The following is an 18,989-nucleotide window of genomic DNA, read 5'->3' as shown; positions in this document are numbered from 1 at the left end:
AGCCACCTGATAACGATTAACGCATTAAACGGTAGTACGCTTCATTCCAGCGCAGTGCATCTTTGAACGCCGGTAAGCGCGTTTCTTCATCAATGACCAACACCTCGATACCGTTCAGTTCGCCGTACAGATAAAGGTCATCCAGGTCCAGTGCCTGACTGAATACCGTATGGTGCGCGCCACCTGCCAGAATCCAGGCTTCTGACGCGGTCGCCAGTGACGGTTGTGCACGCCACAAGGCACGCGCGACCGGCAGTTTTGGCAACGGTTTTGGTTGCTCAATGGCATCCACGACGTTCACCAGCAGACGGAAGCGGTCACCCAAATCGATCACGCTGGCATTCACCGCGCGTCCAGCCGGAGTAGAGAAAATCAGGCGTGCCGGATCGGCTTTGCCGCCAATACCGAGGAATTGCACATCAATCAACGGTTTCTCTTCTTTGGCGATCGACGGACACACTTCCAGCATATGCGAGCCCAGCACCAGGTCATTGCCGGGTGAGAAGTGGTAGGTGTAATCCTCCATAAATGAGGTCCCGCCGGCACGATTACCCGCCTGCACCTTCAGGATGTGCAGTAACGCCGCCGTTTTCCAGTCACCTTCACCGGCAAACCCGTAGCCCTGGCCCATCAGACGTTGTACCGCCAGGCCAGGAAGCTGCTTCATACCGTGCAGCGTCTGGAAATTGGTGGTAAAGGCTTTGCAACCTTCGGCATCAAGGAAGCGTTTCAGCCCCAGTTCGATACGTGCTGCATCCAGAACGTTCTGACGTTTTTCACCGTTCACTGCCGCAACTTCGCTGAAGCGATAGTGACTTTCGTATTCATCGATCAACGCATTGACATCGCCATCACTGACGCTGTTCACCACCTCGACCAAATCGCCCACGCCCCAGCCATTCACCGCATAGCCAAACTGAATTTGCGCGGCCACTTTGTCACCCTCGGTGACGGCCACTTCACGCATATTGTCGCCGAAGCGGGCAACTTTAAGCTGCTGGCTGGCCTGACGCGCCTGAGCGGCACGGATCCAGCGACCAATGCGTTGCTGGCTCTCTTTATCCTGCCAGTGTCCGGTGACGACGCTGTGCTGGAGGCCCATACGCGCGCCGATAAAACCAAACTCGCGACCGCCGTGTGCGGTCTGGTTCAGGTTCATAAAATCCATATCCATGCTGTCCCACGGGATCTCGGCATTAAACTGGGTATGGAATTGCAGCAACGGCTTATTCAGGATGCTCAGGCCACCAATCCACATTTTGGCGGGTGAGAAGGTGTGCAGCCAGGTAATGATGCCGATACATTCATTGGCGTGATTCGCCTCGCGGCACAGCGCCAGCGCTTCATCCGGCGACTTCACCAACGGCTTCAACACCAGTTGCAGGGGCAGGGTGCCCGCCTGGTTAAGGCCGTCCATCACCTGACGAGCGTGTTGTTCCACCTGGCGTAACGTTTCCGCCCCGTAGAGGTGTTGCGTACCAATGACAAACCACACCTGTTGTGTGTTGTGCTGTTCCATAAAACCACTCCTTCACTTAGCGGAAACGGTGCGTGCGGCATACTGCGGTTCAGCGGCCTGGCACCAATGTTGATAGCGTTGATAAAGTTGCTGATAGCGCGCTACGCGCTGGCTGTCCGGTTGCAACGTGACGTCAATCGGGCTGGCCATCACCTGCTGAGCAGCCGGAACATCGGCATAGACTTGCGCAGCAACGGCGGCAAAAATGGCGGCCCCGAGGGCGCAACATTCATCGGAGGCGACAATATCCAGCGGTCGGTTCATCACATCGCAACAGGCTTGCATAATGGCTGGTGATTTGCGCGCGATGCCGCCGAGGGTCAGCACGTTCTCCACCGGGATTTGCTGTTGCTCGAAGCACTCCATAATGGCGCGTGCGCCGAAGGCGGTGGCGGCGATCAGCCCGCCGAACAACGCCGGGGCATCGGTGCCAAGATTGAGGTCGGTGATCACCCCTTTCAGACGCTGGTTCGCATCTGGCGTACGGCGTCCGTTAAACCAGTCCAGCACGACCGGCAGATGGTCGAGCTGCGGATCGGCAGCCCAGGCTTCCGTCAATTGACGGATCAGATCTTTTTGCAGGCTTTCCAGTTGGGGACGCAACTCAGGATGTTGTTGCGCTGCCTGTTGTAGCGGCCAGCCGAGCAGGCGGCTGAACCAGGCATAGATATCGCCGAAAGCGGATTGTCCAGCTTCACAGCCGATGGCACCCGGCACCACGCTGCCATCCACCTGGCCGCAGATGCCTTTAATCGCGCGATCACCCACTTTTTCACTGTCGGCAATCAGAATGTCGCAGGTCGAGGTGCCAATCACCTTCACCAGGGTATAAGGTTGCGCACCGGCGCCGACCGCCCCCATATGACAGTCAAAAGCACCGCCGGACAGCACCACCTGCCGGGACAGACCAAGACGTTGCGACCATTCGGCGCTTAACGTGCCGACCGGGATATCTGCCGTCCAGGTGTCGGTAAATAAGGGATAGTCGAGCTGTTCGGTTAACAGGGGATCAAGCGCATTGAGGAAATCAGCGGGCGGCAGGCCTTGCCAGTCCGGGTGCCAGAGGGATTTATGTCCGGCGGCGCAGCGACCACGACGCAGTTGCTGCGGCGCGGTGGTGCCACTCAGCAACGCCGGAACCCAGTCACACAGTTCTACCCAGGAGACAGCGGCATCACGCACCGCAGCATCTTCACGCGAAACATGCAAAATTTTGGCCCAGAACCACTCCGACGAATAAATGCCGCCGATATAACGGGTGTAATCGGTAAAACGACCGCTGTGGCACAGCTGATTGATCTCTTCGGCTTCTTCTATAGCGGTGTGATCTTTCCACAACACAAACATCGCATTGGGGTTGTCGGCAAACTCTGGACGTAACGCCAGTACCTTGCCCTCACGATCGATCGGTGCCGGGGTCGAACCGGTGCTGTCCACGCCAATGCCGACGACGGCTGCGCGCTGTTCAGGGCTGAGAGCCTGCACCACCGTGACCAGCGCCTGTTCCAGCGCATCAATATAATCCTGAGGATGATGGCGAAAGCGGTTGGCATGCGCATCGCAAAACAATCCTTTGGCCCAGCGCGGGTAGTTGACCACCGCTTTTTCCAGTTCTTTGCCACTGTGGCAGTCCACGGCCAGGGCTCGGACAGAATCGCTGCCAAAATCCAGCCCGATGGTGATAGCGCCAGCGCCCATTGAAATTCTCCTGTGTCAGTTATCTGTGGTTATCCTGGAATGGGTGGGCTGGAGCGGTTAGTCATCCCCGGCTGAGAATATGCACTTTTCTGCCATCAGCAGCCATTTCGTGATCCACTGCAAAAGTTAATGACCGGTTAATTTTGCTGAATATATGGATGATTTTGTCGTCGTTCCGGGATGTGATACCGCTCTACATTTTCTGCTGCTTTTCCCGCTACAACTAGCCCAGCGTTTGCACAGCATTTGTACAAACCTTGCTCTAACGCGCTGATTTTTCGCTGTACCCGCAAGAGAAATCAGAGTGGTAGCGCTTACACCGATTCGTTTATTGCACGCTAAAAACATCATTGTGCCGGAGAGCATCATGCATAAATTCACTAAAGCGCTGGTGGCAGTTGGTCTTGCCGCGGTTATGTCACATTCCGCTATCGCCGAGACGATGAAGCTCGGTTTTCTTGTTAAACAACCGGAGGAACCCTGGTTCCAGACAGAGTGGCGCTTCGCCGATAAAGCCGGCAAAGATCTCGGCTTTGAGGTGATCAAAATTGCGGTACCGGATGGCGAAAAAACCCTGAATGCCATCGATAGCCTGGCCGCCAGTGGCGCGAAAGGTTTCGTCATCTGTACCCCGGATCCGAAACTGGGTTCGGCCATCATGGCGAAAGCCCGCAGTTACGACCTGAAGGTGATTGCGGTTGACGATCAGTTCGTCAACGCCAAAGGCAAACCGATGGACACCGTGCCACTGGTGATGATGGCCGCGACCAAAATTGGCGAGCGTCAGGGCCAGGAACTGTACAAAGAGATGCAGAAACGCGGCTGGGATGTGAAAGAAACCGGCGTAATGGCGATCACCGCTAACGAGTTGGATACCGCCCGCCGCCGTACCTCTGGCTCGATGGACGCGCTGAAAGCAGCAGGTTTCCCGGCTGCGCAGATCTACCAGGTGCCGACCAAATCCAATGATATCCCGGGCGCATTTGACGCCGGTAACTCCCTGCTGGTGCAGCACCCGAAAGTGAAACACTGGCTGATCATCGGCATGAATGACAACACCGTGTTAGGCGGCGTGCGCGCCACTGAAGGTCAGGGCTTTAAAGCACCCGACGTGATCGGTATTGGTATCAACGGGGTGGATGCTGTCAGTGAACTGTCGAAAGGGGAGCCAACCGGCTTCTATGGTTCGCTGCTGCCCAGCCCGGACGTACACGGCTATAAAAGCAGCCAGATGCTGTATGACTGGGTAACCAAAGGGAAAGAACCGGCGAAGTTTACTGAAGTGACCGACGTGGTGCTGATCACCCGCGATAACTTCAAAACTGAGCTGGCGAAAAAAGGGCTGATGTAAGTCGCCAAACCACAAGTGCGCTTATCCCCAGGCGCTTGATGGCCTGAGTTACCTGGGATAAGCGCGCTGCTTATGCAGTTGCGCACGAAGTATGAAGGCATAGAGGAGTCTCCATGAACACTGATCCTGCTTTTCTGTCGTTTCATGGCATCAGCAAAACTTTCCCTGGCGTTAAAGCGTTACAGGACATCTCGTTCAGCTGCCATGCCGGTGAAGTGCATGCGCTGATGGGCGAAAATGGCGCGGGTAAATCCACGCTGTTGAAAATTCTTAGCGGCAGCTACCAGCCGACGGCCGGCGAAATCCACATCAAAGGCCAGCCGGTGCGGTTTAATCACACCACCGAAGCACTGGACGCGGGCGTGGCGATTATCTACCAGGAACTGCATCTGGTACCGGAAATGAGCGTGGCAGAGAATATTTACCTCGGTCAGATCCCGCATCGTCATGGTCTGGTGAACCGTAAGCTGCTGCGTTATGAAGCGGGCTTACAACTGCAAAATCTCGGCATGGATATCGATCCGGACATGCCGTTGAAGTACCTGTCGCTCGGACAGTGGCAGATGGTGGAAATTGCCAAAGCGCTGGCGCGCAATGCGCGCATTATCGCGTTTGATGAACCTACCAGCTCGCTGTCGGCACGCGAGATTGAGCATCTGTTCCGCGTCATCCGTCAGTTGCGTGAGCAGGGCCGGGTGGTGCTGTACGTATCGCATCGCATGGAGGAGATTTTTGCCCTGAGTGATGCCATCACGGTGTTTAAAGATGGTCGCTACGTACGTACTTTCACCGATATGAACAACACCCACCATGAAGACCTGGTTCAGGCGATGGTGGGCCGCAATCTGGGGGATATCTATGGTTACGCACCGCGTGATTTGGGCCCCGTGCGTTTGCAGTTGGACCAGGTGGAGGCGCAAGGTGTGCGTATGCCCATTTCGCTAGAGGTCCGGGCCGGTGAAATCGTCGGGTTGTTCGGTCTGGTCGGGGCCGGACGCAGTGAACTGATGAAGGGATTGTTTGGGGCAACCCGTCTGCGCGGCGGCAGCGTGTCGCTGGACGGTAAAAAACTCAATATCCGTCAACCGATTGATGCGATCCGTGCCGGAATTATGCTTTGCCCGGAAGACCGCAAAGCCGAAGGTATCATCCCGGTGCACTCGGTGCGTGACAACATCAACATCAGCGCGCGCCGCCATAATCTCACCGCCGGTTGTCTGATCAAACCCGGTTGGGAGGCGAAGAACGCTGACAGCCATATCCGCTCGCTCAATATCAAAACCCCGCATGCGCAACAGCTGATTATGAACCTGTCCGGCGGCAACCAGCAAAAGGCGATTCTGGGCCGCTGGCTGTCGGAGGAGATGAACGTGATCCTGCTGGATGAGCCAACGCGCGGTATTGATGTCGGGGCCAAGCACGAGATTTATAACCTGATTTATCAACTGGCAAACAAAGGTATTGCCGTGTTGTTTGCTTCCAGCGATTTGCCTGAAGTGATGGGCCTTGCCGACCGTATCGTGGTGATGCGCGAAGGTGAAATTGCCGGTGAACTGCCACACGACCGTGCCACGGAGCAGCTGACGCTGGGCCTGGCGATGCCGAAAACGACTCAAGCGGCCGCCGTGGCCTGATGTAAAGGAGAGCAATTATGGCTTCATCAACCACTTCTAATACGCCACCCGCGCAGCGCAGCGGCCTGCAACTGGGGCGTATCTGGGATAACTTCGGCATGCTGGTGGTGTTCGCGCTACTGTTTATTGCCTGTACTATTTTTGTCCCCAACTTCGGCTCTTTTATCAATATGAAAGGGCTGGGGCTGGCAATGTCGATGTCCGGAATGGTGGCGTGCGGCATGCTGTTCTGCCTCGCCTCCGGGGATTTTGACCTGTCGGTGGCTTCGGTTATCGCCTGTGCTGGCGTAGTGACCGCGGTGGTGATTAACCTGACCGAAAGTTTATGGATTGGTGTGGCGGCAGGGTTGTTGCTGGGCATGGCAACCGGGTTTGTTAACGGTTTCGTGATTGCGCGGCTAAAAATCAATGCGTTGATCACCACGCTGGCGACGATGCAGATTGTGCGCGGTCTGGCCTATATCTTCTCAGACGGTAAAGCGGTTGGGATTGAAGATGAGCGTTTCTTTACCCTCGGCTACGCCAACTGGTTCGGTTTACCGGCACCGATCTGGCTGACTATCGCTACCATGATCATCTTCGGTTTCCTGCTGAATAAAACCACCTTTGGCCGCAACACGCTGGCGATTGGCGGTAACGAGGAAGCCGCCCGTCTTGCCGGTGTGCCGGTGGTGCGTACCCGCATCATCATCTTTATCCTCTCCGGGCTGGTGTCAGCGGCGGCGGGGATCATTCTGGCTTCACGTATGACCAGCGGCCAGCCGATGACCTCGCTGGGATACGAGTTGATTGTCATCTCTGCCTGCGTGTTGGGTGGGGTGTCGCTGAAAGGTGGCATTGGCAAGATTTCCTACGTGGTTGCCGGGGTACTGATCCTTGGTACGGTTGAGAATGCGATGAATCTCTTGAATATTTCGCCCTTCTCACAGTATGTGGTGCGCGGTCTGATATTGTTAGCAGCGGTGATTTTTGACCGCTACAAACAGAAAAATAAAGCCGCCTGAGTGCAGCCATTCAGTAGCGGCGCGATTTATCGCGCGCCCTGGCAACCGCACGATAAATCGTGCCGCTACGGTAATCAATCACGCGAAAAGTGAGGGCATTATGTACCACCGTGAACCCCCTGTGGCACAACAAAACCCATTATTGCCGGGTTACCCCTTTAATGCCTGGCTGGTGGCCGGACTGACACCGATTACCGCCGATGGCCCGCTCGATTTTTTTATCGACCGGCCACTCGGTATGAAAGGCTATATCCTCAACCTGACCATCAAGGGTGAAGGTCGGGTATTTGATGGTGAGCAGTCATTCGACTGTCTGCCGGGTGATATGCTGCTGTTTCAACCGAAAACCCCGCATTACTATGGCCGTGCGCCGGACAGCCCATGCTGGTTCCATCGCTGGGTCTATTTCCGCCCGCGTGCCTACTGGACCGACTGGCTGCAATGGCAGGATGAAACCCAGGGGGTAGGACGGTTGCGTCTGCCGGAGGCGCAGCGTGCGGAGTTTGATCGCCTGTTCGCCAGTATCGAACAAACCCATAACTCCGGACGACGTTTCGCCGAGGAGCTGGCAATGAACCTGCTGGAACGTCTGCTGCTGCGTGCTGTGGAGGAAGATCCACGCAGCCATCAGCAAATCCGCGATCCGCGCGTGATTGAGGCCTGCCAGTACGTGACCAACCATCTCGCCAGTGAAGTGAAGATTGAGGAAGTGGCGCGTCATGTCTGTCTGTCACCCTCCCGTCTTGCCCATTTGTTCCGCGAGCAGATGGGGATCAATCTGCTGCGCTGGCGCGAGGATCAGCGCGTGATCCGTGCGAAATTGTTGTTGCAGACCACCCAGGAACCGATCGCCTCGGTGGGGCGTGAAGTCGGCTATGATGACCAACTCTATTTCTCGCGTGTGTTCCGCAAACGCGTCGGAGTCAGTCCGAGTGATTTTCGTCGTCGCAGCCAGGATGCACACGATGCGCTGGTGGCACAGGAGAGCTGGCAACCGGCACGGAGTGCGATATCCTGAGTTTTCGGCTGATTCCCGCTTGTCCGTACGCGCTGATTCGTCTTAAATCAGTCAGGTAACGAACAAGAGGAATGAGAATGAGCGATAAACTTCGTGTCGGCCTGATAGGCTACGGATTTGCCAGCAAAACCTTCCATGCACCGTTGATCGCCGGGACCCCGGATGTTGAACTGGCGGCGATCTCCAGCAGCGATGCAGCCAAAGTGCACGCTGACTGGCCATCGGTGCAGGTGGTGAGCGATCCCCAGACGCTGCTGGACGATCCGACATTGCATCTGATTGTAATTCCTACCCCAAACGATACCCACTTCCCTCTGGCGAAAGCGGCGCTGAACGCCGGTAAGCATGTGGTGGTCGATAAACCTTTTACGGTCACCCTGTCGCAGGCGCGCGAACTGGATGCGCTGGCGAAGGCCAAAGGGTTGCTGCTGTCGGTGTTCCATAATCGTCGCTGGGACAGTGACTTCCTGACGCTGAAATCGCTGCTGGCGGATGGCACGCTGGGCGAGATCCGTTATCTCGAATCGCACTTTGATCGCTTCCGCCCGGAAGTCCGTCAGCGCTGGCGCGAGATGAAAGGGCCGGGTAGCGGCATCTGGTTCGATCTCGGACCGCATGTACTTGACCAGGCGTTGCAGCTGTTTGGTACGCCAGTGGCAATCAATGTGGATATGGCGGAGTTGCGCACTGGCGCGCAAACCACCGACTATTTCCACGCCACGCTGACCTATCCACAACGCCGCGTGGTGCTGCATGCCAGCATGCTGGTGGCGGCGGAGTCAGCGCGTTTTATTGTGCACGGCACCCGTGGCAGCTACGTCAAATATGGCCTCGACCCGCAGGAAGATCGCCTGAAGGCGGGTGAACGCCCGCCCAAAGAGGAGTGGGGCTACGATATGCGTGATGGCGTGCTAACGCTGGCTGAAGGCGATGTGATGGTGGAAAAAGCACTGCTGACGCTGCCAGGTAACTATCCGGCCTATTATGCGGCAGTGCGTGACGCCATTGCCGGTACCGGTGCGAATCCGGTGACGGCAGAGGAAGCTATCCAGGTGATGGAGTTAATCGAGCTGGGTCTGCAATCGGCGGAAAAACGCCAGACATTGTCATTGAAGTAATTTTCGTAATGATCGTAACGGCGCGATTTATCGCGCCGTTACGGCATGTCAACGTTATCCTGCCACGCGCGCGCGCAACGCGGCTTTTTCGGCGTCACTCAGAAACGCAATGGTCACGCCATTTTCCTGCGCCTGACGTATCTCAGCCGCAGTCAGTCCTGCCTGTGGTGCCGCTACCTGATATTCATGCGTCAACTCAATGCCCTGTACGGCCGGGTCGTCGGTGTTGATGGTGGCGAGAATACCGTGGTTGAGGAACGCCTTCAGTGGATGGCTGGCAAATGAGGCGACGGTACTGGTCTGAATATTTGACGTCAGGCAGGATTCGATACCAATTTTCTGCTCGGCAAGGAAATCCATCAACGCACGATCTTCAATCGCTTTTACACCGTGGCCGATACGCTCAGCTCCCAACTCGCGAATGGCCTGCCAGATGCTTTCCGGGCCAGCGGCTTCACCGGCATGCACCGTAATACGGAAGCCGGCATCGCGAGCGCGATTGAAGTGGCTGAGGAATTCGCTACCCGGGAAACCGAGTTCGTCACCGGCCAGATCGACGGCAGTAATGCCATCGCGATGTGCCAGCAAACCCTCCAGTTCGCGCAGACAGGCTTCCTCACCAAAGGTGCGGCTCATAATGCCGATTAAACGAACATCGACACCGTACTGCTGGACACCCGCTCGCACGCCATCAATGACCGCTTCCACCACACCGGCAATCGGCAACTGGTGGGTCATCGCCATATAACCCGGCGAGAAGCGTAGTTCCGCGTAATGGATACCGGCACGCGCCGCATCCTCGACGTTTTCCAGCGCAATGCGACGGCAGGCATCGAGATCGCCCAACACCTTAACGCCCCAGTCAAGTTTTTGCAGAAAGCTCACCAGGTCTGGTTCGTTGGCGGTGACCTGCACATGCGGGCGCAGCATCTCAAGGGTGGTAGCGGGCAGGGCAAGATTAAACTGGCGACCTAAATCGAGGATGGTTTGGGCACGGATGTTGCCATCGAGGTGGCGGTGGATGTCGGTCAGAGGGATTTTTGCATCAATCATGTCGCACTCGCTGAGTTATCGTAAAGTGCAGAGCATTATAAAAATATCTTGCGCAACAACGCCAGCGATTTGCGCAAATGGCGCAGTGGATGCTGCATAAAGCAGCATCCACTCTGGTTCAACCGGATTGCAGGGCGGCGATTAAGCGATTGAGTCCCTCATCCAGTTTGGCACGCGGGCACCCGGCATTGAGACGCAGCCAACCCCGACTGGCCTCACCATAAGTGGAACCTGGCATCATGGCGACTTTTTGCTGGTGAATCAGGCGTTGCTGCAATTGCTGCTCGTCCATCCCCAGCGGATTGAGATCGATCCATGCCAGATAGGTGGCGGCGGCAGGATGCCAGTTGAGCAACGGAAAAGTGCTGTTCAGGCGTTGCGCCACATGCTGCATATTGGCGTGCAGATAATCGCGCAGCGCATCCAGCCAGGCTGCCCCTTCACGATAGGCGGCAATGGTGGCAGTGAGCGCCATTACCGCCGGGGAGGACAGACCATCCTGCTGTTTCAGCGCCCGGAACCATGCCTGGCGATCTGTGGCATCGCCAATGATTCCCCAGGCTCCGGTCAATGCCGGAATATTGAAACTTTTGGAGGCCGAGGTAAACAGCGCCCAACCCGATTGTGCTACTTCGCTCCAGGGTAAATGGCGTGCGTCGCTCAACACCATATCCATATGGATTTCATCGCTGATCACTTTTACGTCATAGCGGGCACATAACGTCGCCATCTGTTTTAACTCGTCTGGCCGCCACACTTTGCCGGTCGGATTGTGCGGGCTGCACAGCAGCATCACTTTGCAACGCGGGCGGGCCAGTCGTTGCTCCAGTTGTTGCATATCGCAATGCCACTGCTGGCCGTCCGGGCGCAACGGCAGGGCAACTACCCGCCGCTGGTTGCTTTCGATGGTGTGGTAAAACGCATCATAAGCCGGGGTGTGGATCAGCACTTCATCGCCGGGCTGTGTCCAGTGGCGCAGCAGTTGCGCCACCATATAGATCACCGAAGGACCATAAACGATGGATTCCTCAGCGACTGGGCAATTGAAGCGCGTCTGCATCCAGTGCTGAATGGCACTGAGAAAGGCGTCATGTTGCCAGCGGCTGTAGCCAAAGACACCGTGGTGTAGCCGCTGTTGCAGGGCGGCAATCACGCTGGGTGCCGTGGCAAAATCCATATCGGAGATAGTGAAGGGGAGCAGGTCAGGGACGCCAAAGCGGTCCGCAACAAAGTCCCACTGGGTACACCAGCTACCGTGGCGGTCGATCACCTGATCAAAGTTGAAACTCTGCATCGCTACACCGTCGCACTCATTAAATGGGCCATTTCATCTTTTACCGACTGCACCTGCGGGCCAATCACCACTTGCAGACTGGTCTGGTTGAGATGCACCACGCCAATTGCGCCGTTCGCTTTCAGCGCAGCATCATCGACTTTGCTCATATCCGCCACCGATAAACGCAGACGTGTCAGGCAATTATCGAGTGAGGTGATATTGTCTACTCCGCCCAGCGCGGCCAGAATCGCCGGGGTGTTGTAGCCTGATTTGCCGACACCAGCACGGCTGACCTGCTGCTCCACCTGGCTATTGTCGACCTCACGTCCCGGTGTTTTGATGTTGAAACGGGTGATGGCAAAGCGAAAGATGCAGTAGTAACCCGCAAACCACAGCGCGGCGATGACCGGTACCCAATACCACTTGGTTGACAGGCCGTGCAGGACGCCGAACACCAGAAAATCAATCACGTTGCCGTCGGTATTACCAATGGTCACGCCGAGAATGGCCATCACGGTAAAGCCCAGACCGGTCAACAGGGCGTGAATCAGATAGAGCACGGGTGCGACGAACAGGAACAGGAATTCGATCGGTTCTGTGGTGCCGCCAACTACGCAGGCCACCACGCCGGAAATCAGCAGGCCTTTAATTTTGTGACGATTTTCCGGGCGGGCGCAGTGATACATCGCCAACGCCGCACCAGGCAGACCGCCAAGGAAGGCCGGCATTTTACCTTGTGACAGGAAACGCGTGGCACTCTCGGCGAAACCTTGAGTGGACGGGCAGGCCAGTTGCGCCTGGAAGATGGTCAGCGCGCCGCTGACGGAATGCCCGCACACGTCAAGACTACCGCCTGCATCGGTAAAGCGAATAATCGCCACCAGGATATGTTGCAGACCAAACGGCAGCAGCAGGCGTTCACCGGTGCCAAACAACATTGGGCCGAAGTCGCCTGCGCTATTGATCATCCAGCCCAGACCGGTAATGGCGCGTGCGAACCACGGCCAAATCATCGGCACCACCAGACCCAACACACCCATCGCCAGCGTGGTGACAATGGGGACAAAACGGGTGCCGCCGAAGAAGGCCAACGCATCCGGCAGGCGGATGTTGTGAAAGCGTTCATGCAACCAGAACACGATGACACCGACAATCACCGCGCCAAGAATACCGGTATCGATCGAGGGGATACCGAGGATGGTTTGTATATTGTTCGCTTTCAGAACTGCAGCATCGGTGGTAGGCAGAATACCATTGATATTCAGCCAGAAATTGATGCTGAGATTGAGCACCGCATAGCCAACAAAACCGGCAAAGGCGGCAACCCCTTTATTTTCCCGCGCCATACCGAGCGGGATGGCAATGGCAAACATCACCGGAAGATAGCTGAAGGCAAATGAGCCGATTTTCGCCATCCAGATAAACAGGTACTGCAATAGCGGTTGGTCGAGCAGCGGAATCAGCTTCAGGACATCATGGCTGCTCAGTGAACTGCCGATGCCGAGCATAATGCCGCAGAACGACAGCAGCGCCACCGGCAACATAAACGTCTTACCCAAACTTTGAAAAAACTCCCACAGCGACATTTTAGATCGACTATTGGACATATCCCTCTCCTGGCAAACAAATCATCATCTACGTGAAATGCGCGCATGATAAAACGTTTTACCAAGAGATATTCCTGACAAAATCGAAAATTGTGACTGACGTTACGCTTTCTTTTTGTGTTAAACGGTGTAACGTTTTATCTCATTGTTTTCCCTTCTCTTCAGCCATGACGGATACCATGACGCAGCAGAAAATCACGATTCATGAAGTCGCTGAGGCCGCCGGTGTCTCCGTAACTACCGTATCCCTGGTGCTCTCCGGCAAGGGCCGTATTTCCAGCGCCACCAGTGCCAGGGTCAATCAGGCCATCGAACAACTCGGCTATATACGCAATCGCTCAGCTGCCGCGTTACGCGGTGCGGAAAGTGGCGTTATCGGTCTGATTGTGCGCGACCTCAGCCAACCCTTTTATGCCGCAATGACCGCCGGTTTGAGTGAGGTGCTGGAACAGCAGGGCAAAATGCTGGTGCTGACGCAAAGCGGTCACAACGAGCAACAGTTGGAACGTTGTTTTGCCGCTTTAGTGGCGCAGGGGGTCGATGGCGTAGTGCTGGGCGGTGCTCCCGCACAGGCTGAGAAGCTGGTATCGCAGGCGCAGGAGCAGGGAATTGCCTTGGTTTGTGCTGCGCGCGCCAGCAGTCTGGAACAGGTGGATTCACTCCATCCCGATAACAGCCAGGCGGCGCGTATCGCCACCGAATACCTGATTCGCAACGGACACCAACGCATTGCGTGGATTGGGGGTTCCGCTGCATCGCTGACGCGTGCCGAGCGTATCGGCGGTTATTGCGCCACGTTGTTGCAGTATGGCTTGCCCTTCCGGCCGGATTGGATCATTGAATGTGGCGACCGCCAGCCGGAGGTCGCAGCCGTGACGGCGCAGCTACTGCGCCAGCATCCCGGTATCACGGCGATTCTGGCACACAACGCCACGGTGACGCTGGGCTGCTATTTTGGTGCGCTACATAGCGGGCGCACGCTGACGGAGGGGGCGGTGGGCAGCTACTACAGCCAGCAACTGGCGTTGGTTGGTTTTAATGATGATCCACAGCGCGAGTTGTACGATCCGGCGCTGACCTTTGTCAGCAGTGGTGCGCGGGAAGTGGGACGCCGCGCCGGCCAGCGTCTGTTGCAGCGTCTGGCACAGCCGTCAGCCGAGGTGCAGACGTTGATTGTTCCGCCACAGCTACTTCCCGGACAGAAATAATCCGTAGCGGCGCGATTTATCGCGTGGGTTTTGGCCAGGGTATTAAGGCCAAAGGCGCGCGATAAATCGCGCCGCTACAAGGTGTTAAACAGTTACTCCGGCATACCTTCGCTGGTTTGGCTACCCAGCATATAACGCGACAGGAACTGCTCCAGCGACAGCTTGTCACCGTTCATGGTCACCTGACCGTTGGCGTATTGCAGGCTGGTGGTGATGTTGTCATCCTGCTGCTGCGTCAGACGGAACATCTGTCCCATCGCCGCCAGACCTTTTACCTGCTGATCGGCCATCTTTTGCGCATCATCGCTTTGATAACCTTCCGCCAGACCGACATGACGCATCACTTCGGTCGCCATCGGCATATTGATCACCAGCTTGCCATCAAGGGTTTTCAGCACGCGATCGACTGCGGCTCCCAGGGTTTGCGCTTCACCGGTCACACTCGCCGGATCGTTGAAACCGACATTCAGGTTAAAGGTACTTTCGCCTTTGTCGTTTTTCCAACTGAGCGGCGCAATGCTGAGCGTTGGTGAACCTTTCAACAGGGTCGGCAGGTTGTTCATCAGAATGGTATGCACACCCTCCTGATAGCGGATGGGATCATCCATCAGGCCCGGCTGGTTCAGCAGGTTTTGAATTTGCGTGTTGTAGGTATCGGAGAAGGCTTTGACTGCCTGGGCATCAAACTGCGCCAGTTTCATCGTGACTTTCGCCTCACCAAACGGCTGTTTTTGCAGGCTGATATTACCGACCTGGTAATCAATCTGGCCGCCAATTTTGCCGTCTTTGTTATCGAATGATGAGGTGCCGTTCATTTTTTCCAGCGTCAGACCTTCCTGGCCGTTGACGCTGGCGGTCAGCTTGTCCAGGGTGATCTGTTGATCGCCGACGCGCACCCCTTCCGGACTGAGATGGGTATCACCGCTCACCTTCAGACCGTTGAGCGTAAACAGCACCGGCTGGTTGACTTCGTTCTTGCTGGCAAACGCAATGCTGGAGAAATCCCCCTGCACACCCACGTTGTTGCCTTGCTGATCGGCGCTGACGTTCAGGGTGCCGCCGTTGGTCGCCAGGCGCACACCGTTGTTCACATCCTGATAGTCGGCTGGCAGCAGGGTCAAGGCGGTATCGGTCGCGCCGCTGTAACCAATGCGGGTATCGGCGTTGACCAGCGATTTGCCGTTGGTCAACTCAAACAATTTCTTCACCGCTTCGGTGTTTTCCAGCTCGCTATGTACCGAGGCCATGCTGGGGATCAGCACGCCGTGCTTCAGCTGAGAAAAAGGGAAGGGGCCGTGATCGATGACGGTGTCCAGCACAATGCTCTGACCCGGCTTCAGTAGCGGGTTGTCTTCGGTTTGCGAGCTGGCTTGCAGCACCAGTTTGGCCTTGCTGCTAAACAGGCCGCGCTGGTAATCCTGATAGCTGAGCGTCAGGCGGCTGTTGGGCGCATACGCATTGATTTGCGTATTGGCGTTTTGCACCATCTGATCAATATGGCTTTCCAGTTGCTTGCCGGTGAACCAGGCGGCGCCGGTCCAGATTACCCCGAGGGCTACAATCACACCTACGGCAACCTTGGTCTTTTTCATCGCTGAGTCGTCCTTATCCTTGCGTCCGCAGGCACCTGGTGTGTGCGGCGGGTGAAGAAAAACGCCCGCAGGCGTTTTAAATTAATAGTTTGAAAATGATAGCAGTTAACCGGACGGTCGTCAGCCGCTTATGGGAGGGTATTGAAGACGCGTGCCAGGCGACCATGACCTGCGGCCGTCACCGGTGACTCGCTGGCGGCAATAAAGCAGGATTCACCCGGTTGCAGCACCAACTGCTGACCTGATTTCTCAATCACCGCCTGACCTTCAATGCAGAACAACAACGCGGCGCTTTGTTGTGCCAACGCTTGTGGTTGGTCATGCAGGGTGTGAATGGCGAAGGCAAAATCGTCCACCGGAATCGGGAAGTTCAGCGTGTCGCCCTGTTGCTGTGGTTGTGTCAGCAAAGTCGCGGCGGGTTTGGCGTGGAATTTCAGGTTTGCCAGCAGTTCCGGGATATCAATAAACTTCGGCGTCAGACCGGCGCGCAGCACGTTATCCGAGTTGGCCATCACCTCCAGCGCCACCCCCTTCAGATAGGCATGCGGGGTTTCCGCAAACAAAAACATCGCTTCACCCGGTTGCAGGGTAATGACGTTCAACAGCAACGGCGAGAACAGGCCGTTGTCGTCGGGATAATCTGTCGCAATGCTTTTAATTGTCTGCCAGGGTTCGCCTTCGTGGGCGTTCAACGCCGCTTTTAACACGCCGAGCGCCCGTGATTTCGCCTCATCGGTCAGCGACAGCAGGGTGGTAAACAGGGTGACCAGATTGGCTTCATCGGCATGCTCAAGGAAGTGGGCGATCTGCGGATGTGCGCCCGCAACCGGCTCGAACAGCGAAACAATTTCATGCAGCTCACGAAAGCCATTCATCGCCTGAAAAGGGGTCAGCGCGTAGACCAGCTCCGGCTTGTGGTTAGCATCCTTGTAGTTGCGCTCGGCAGCGATCAGAGGGATCCCGGCCGCATTCTCGCGCGCAAAGCCTACTTCGGCGGCGCTTTTGCTTGGGTGGACCTGGATCGATAGCGCCTGATCGGCACACAGCACTTTAAACAGAAACGGCAGCTCACCAAAACGTTGCGCGACAGCGTCACCCAGCATGGCGGTTTTATCACTCTCAATCACATCACGCAGTGACCGCGTCTCTCCATTGATCTCGACGGTGGAAGGGCTTTTGGGATGTGCCCCCATCCAGAGTTCAGCCATCGGTAATCCTTGCGGGTTAGCGATGCCATACAGTTCGGTCAGCGCGGTTGTGCTGCCCCATGCGTAATTTTGCAGCGAATTGTTCAATTTTTGCATCATTCATCCCCGATAACGATAAGGCTATAAGCATTTTAAGGCATAAACAGCCATTGAAAATACATCAATAAGTGCAATAAATGCGAATGACTCTCATAATGTAAAATTCTGAAAAGTGACAATCTTGCCCGCTCAGTCGATCGCGCATGACGTGACGATGAGCCTAAACCTCAATATCTGAGTTAAGGAGACGTAGTCATGGCAGCCCATCGCATTGAAAAAGACTCAATGGGACCGATTGAAGTACCGGCAGATAAGTTGTGGGGCGCGCAAACGCAGCGTTCACTGGAACATTTCCGTATCTCGACAGAAAAAATGCCGGTTGCGTTGGTGCATGCGTTGGCGCTGACTAAACGTGCGGCGGCCCAGGTGAACCGCGATCTTGGTCTGTTACCGGCCGAACGCGCTGATGCGATTATGAAAGCGGCTGACGAAGTGCTGGCCGATAAGCACAGCGATGAGTTCCCGCTGGCCATCTGGCAGACCGGTTCCGGCACGCAGACCAACATGAACATGAATGAAGTGCTGGCAAACCGTGCCAGCGAGATTCTGGGTGGTGAGCGCGGCATGGCGCGTCTGGTCCATCCGAATGATGACGTGAATAAAAGCCAAAGCTCCAACGATGTGTTCCCTACCGCGATGCACGTTGCGGCGGTGATCGCCGTGCGCGAACAATTGATTCCGCAATTGCAGGTGCTGAAGAAGACGCTGAACGACAAAGCTGAAGCGTTTAAAGACATCGTCAAAATTGGCCGTACCCATTTGCAGGATGCGACACCGCTCACCCTGGGCCAGGAGATCTCCGGCTGGGTGGCGATGCTCGAACATAACCTCAAACATATCGAACACAGCATCCCGCATCTGGCCGAACTGGCGTTGGGCGGCACAGCGGTAGGCACCGGTCTGAACACCCACCCGGAGTATGCGGTACGGGTAGCTAAAGCGCTGGCGGAATTGACCAACCAGCCGTTTGTAACGGCACCGAATAAATTCGAAGCGCTGGCAACGGTTGATGCGCTGGTGCATGCGCACGGCGCGCTGAAAGGTCTGGCGGCGTCACTGATGAAAATCGCCAACGATGTGCGCTGGCTGGCATCCGGTCCACGTTGCGGCATTGGCGAACTCTCCATCCCGGAAAATGAGCCGGGTAGTTCGATCATGCCGGGCAAAGTGAACCCGACGCAGTGCGAAGCGCTGACGATGCTGAGCTGCCAGGTGCTGGGTAATGATGTGGCGGTCAACGTGGGGGGCGCATCCGGTAACTTCGAGCTGAACGTGTTCCGTCCGATGGTGATCCATAACTTCCTGCAATCGATTCGTCTGTTGGCTGATGGCATGGACAGTTTCAACCACCATTGTGCCGTCGGCATCGAACCGAACCGCGACCGTATCGAACAACTGCTGAACGAGTCGCTGATGTTGGTCACTGCGCTCAATACCCATATCGGCTATGACAAAGCGGCGGAAATCGCCAAAAAAGCCCATAAAGAAGGGCTTACCCTGAAAGGTTCGGCACTGAAGCTGGGCTATCTGACCGAAGAACAATTCGATGCCTGGGTCCGCCCGGAAGAGATGGTTGGCAGCATGAAGGCGTAAGCAAAATCCGT

14 protein-coding genes are annotated in these 18,989 nt (G+C 56.1%); 7 read left to right on the top strand and 7 right to left on the bottom strand.

Annotated elements, in window-relative coordinates:
- Positions 1–16: 16 nt before the first annotated feature.
- Both araA and L579_RS15720 read right to left on the bottom strand, forming a co-directional pair.
- Entirely contained in the window at positions 17–1,519 is a 1,503-nt protein-coding gene (gene araA, locus L579_RS15725; RefSeq protein ID WP_036626909.1) for an L-arabinose isomerase, read from the bottom strand.
- 12 nt (positions 1,520–1,531) lie between these two features.
- Positions 1,532–3,217, bottom strand: a complete 1,686-nt coding sequence (locus tag L579_RS15720; RefSeq protein ID WP_036626906.1) for a ribulokinase — start codon at positions 3,215–3,217, stop codon at positions 1,532–1,534.
- A gap of 367 nt (positions 3,218–3,584) precedes the next feature.
- Here L579_RS15720 and L579_RS15715 point away from each other — a divergent pair, with 367 nt between their 5' ends.
- The 5 genes from L579_RS15715 (at position 3,585) to L579_RS15695 (ending at position 9,342) form a co-directional block, all read left to right on the top strand.
- The gene (locus L579_RS15715; RefSeq protein ID WP_036626903.1) at positions 3,585–4,568 is read left to right on the top strand and encodes an arabinose ABC transporter substrate-binding protein; all 984 of its coding nucleotides are present in this window, start codon (positions 3,585–3,587) and stop codon (positions 4,566–4,568) included.
- A 113-nt stretch (positions 4,569–4,681) separates the two neighbouring features.
- Positions 4,682–6,202, top strand: coding sequence for an L-arabinose ABC transporter ATP-binding protein AraG (gene araG / locus L579_RS15710; RefSeq protein ID WP_021185180.1), 1,521 nt, complete (start codon positions 4,682–4,684; stop codon positions 6,200–6,202).
- A 17-nt stretch (positions 6,203–6,219) separates the two neighbouring features.
- Positions 6,220–7,206, top strand: coding sequence for an L-arabinose ABC transporter permease AraH (gene araH / locus L579_RS15705; protein WP_021185179.1), 987 nt, complete (start codon positions 6,220–6,222; stop codon positions 7,204–7,206).
- A gap of 100 nt (positions 7,207–7,306) precedes the next feature.
- Entirely contained in the window at positions 7,307–8,224 is a 918-nt protein-coding gene (gene araC, locus L579_RS15700) for an arabinose operon transcriptional regulator AraC (RefSeq protein WP_013508925.1), read from the top strand.
- Positions 8,225–8,301: 77 nt separating this feature from the next.
- On the top strand, positions 8,302–9,342 hold the full coding sequence (locus tag L579_RS15695) for an oxidoreductase (protein ID WP_021185178.1): 1,041 nt from the start codon (positions 8,302–8,304) through the stop codon (positions 9,340–9,342).
- Between the two features lie 54 nt (positions 9,343–9,396).
- On the opposite strand, the gene add is transcribed toward L579_RS15695, so the two are convergent.
- From add to malX, 3 genes are all read right to left on the bottom strand, one after another.
- Positions 9,397–10,395: an adenosine deaminase gene (add, locus tag L579_RS15690; RefSeq protein ID WP_021185177.1), complete on the bottom strand. Its 999-nt coding sequence runs from the start codon at positions 10,393–10,395 to the stop codon at positions 9,397–9,399.
- A 118-nt stretch (positions 10,396–10,513) separates the two neighbouring features.
- The gene (locus L579_RS15685; protein WP_021185176.1) at positions 10,514–11,689 is read right to left on the bottom strand and encodes a MalY/PatB family protein; all 1,176 of its coding nucleotides are present in this window, start codon (positions 11,687–11,689) and stop codon (positions 10,514–10,516) included.
- 2 nt (positions 11,690–11,691) lie between these two features.
- Positions 11,692–13,278 carry a maltose/glucose-specific PTS transporter subunit IIBC gene (malX, locus tag L579_RS15680; protein WP_021185175.1) on the bottom strand — a complete coding sequence of 529 codons (1,587 nt, stop codon included), beginning with the start codon at positions 13,276–13,278 and terminating at the stop codon, positions 11,692–11,694.
- A gap of 179 nt (positions 13,279–13,457) precedes the next feature.
- Here malX and malI point away from each other — a divergent pair, with 179 nt between their 5' ends.
- Entirely contained in the window at positions 13,458–14,486 is a 1,029-nt protein-coding gene (malI, locus tag L579_RS15675) for a Mal regulon transcriptional regulator MalI (protein WP_036626898.1), read from the top strand.
- A gap of 92 nt (positions 14,487–14,578) precedes the next feature.
- On the opposite strand, the gene L579_RS15670 is transcribed toward malI, so the two are convergent.
- The gene (locus L579_RS15670) at positions 14,579–16,078 is read right to left on the bottom strand and encodes a YdgA family protein (protein ID WP_021185173.1); all 1,500 of its coding nucleotides are present in this window, start codon (positions 16,076–16,078) and stop codon (positions 14,579–14,581) included.
- Between the two features lie 128 nt (positions 16,079–16,206).
- On the bottom strand, positions 16,207–17,382 hold the full coding sequence (gene manA, locus L579_RS15665; RefSeq protein ID WP_021185172.1) for a mannose-6-phosphate isomerase: 1,176 nt from the start codon (positions 17,380–17,382) through the stop codon (positions 16,207–16,209).
- Between the two features lie 198 nt (positions 17,383–17,580).
- Between manA and fumC the strand changes: the two genes are divergently transcribed.
- Positions 17,581–18,978, top strand: coding sequence for a class II fumarate hydratase (gene fumC, locus L579_RS15660; RefSeq protein WP_021185171.1), 1,398 nt, complete (start codon positions 17,581–17,583; stop codon positions 18,976–18,978).
- The last annotated feature ends 11 nt before the right edge of the window (positions 18,979–18,989 follow it).

This window comes from Pantoea sp. AS-PWVM4, from assembly GCF_000468095.1.
Lineage (GTDB): Bacteria > Pseudomonadota > Gammaproteobacteria > Enterobacterales > Enterobacteriaceae > Pantoea > Pantoea phytobeneficialis.
The sequence above is the reverse complement of the archived record's forward strand: the minus strand, read 5'-3'. Positions and strand labels throughout refer to the sequence as shown.

Coding starts and splice junctions, on each gene's coding strand:
- araH (WP_021185179.1), top strand. CDS start 6,220: ATGGCTTCATCAACCACTTCTAATACGCCACCCGCGCAGCGCAGCGGC.
- L579_RS15670 (WP_021185173.1), bottom strand. CDS start 16,078: ATGAAAAAGACCAAGGTTGCCGTAGGTGTGATTGTAGCCCTCGGGGTA.
- araA (WP_036626909.1), bottom strand. CDS start 1,519: ATGGAACAGCACAACACACAACAGGTGTGGTTTGTCATTGGTACGCAA.
- manA (WP_021185172.1), bottom strand. CDS start 17,382: ATGCAAAAATTGAACAATTCGCTGCAAAATTACGCATGGGGCAGCACA.
- L579_RS15720 (WP_036626906.1), bottom strand. CDS start 3,217: ATGGGCGCTGGCGCTATCACCATCGGGCTGGATTTTGGCAGCGATTCT.
- L579_RS15695 (WP_021185178.1), top strand. CDS start 8,302: ATGAGCGATAAACTTCGTGTCGGCCTGATAGGCTACGGATTTGCCAGC.
- L579_RS15715 (WP_036626903.1), top strand. CDS start 3,585: ATGCATAAATTCACTAAAGCGCTGGTGGCAGTTGGTCTTGCCGCGGTT.
- malX (WP_021185175.1), bottom strand. CDS start 13,278: ATGTCCAATAGTCGATCTAAAATGTCGCTGTGGGAGTTTTTTCAAAGT.
- L579_RS15685 (WP_021185176.1), bottom strand. CDS start 11,689: ATGCAGAGTTTCAACTTTGATCAGGTGATCGACCGCCACGGTAGCTGG.
- fumC (WP_021185171.1), top strand. CDS start 17,581: ATGGCAGCCCATCGCATTGAAAAAGACTCAATGGGACCGATTGAAGTA.
- araC (WP_013508925.1), top strand. CDS start 7,307: ATGTACCACCGTGAACCCCCTGTGGCACAACAAAACCCATTATTGCCG.
- malI (WP_036626898.1), top strand. CDS start 13,458: ATGACGCAGCAGAAAATCACGATTCATGAAGTCGCTGAGGCCGCCGGT.
- araG (WP_021185180.1), top strand. CDS start 4,682: ATGAACACTGATCCTGCTTTTCTGTCGTTTCATGGCATCAGCAAAACT.
- add (WP_021185177.1), bottom strand. CDS start 10,395: ATGATTGATGCAAAAATCCCTCTGACCGACATCCACCGCCACCTCGAT.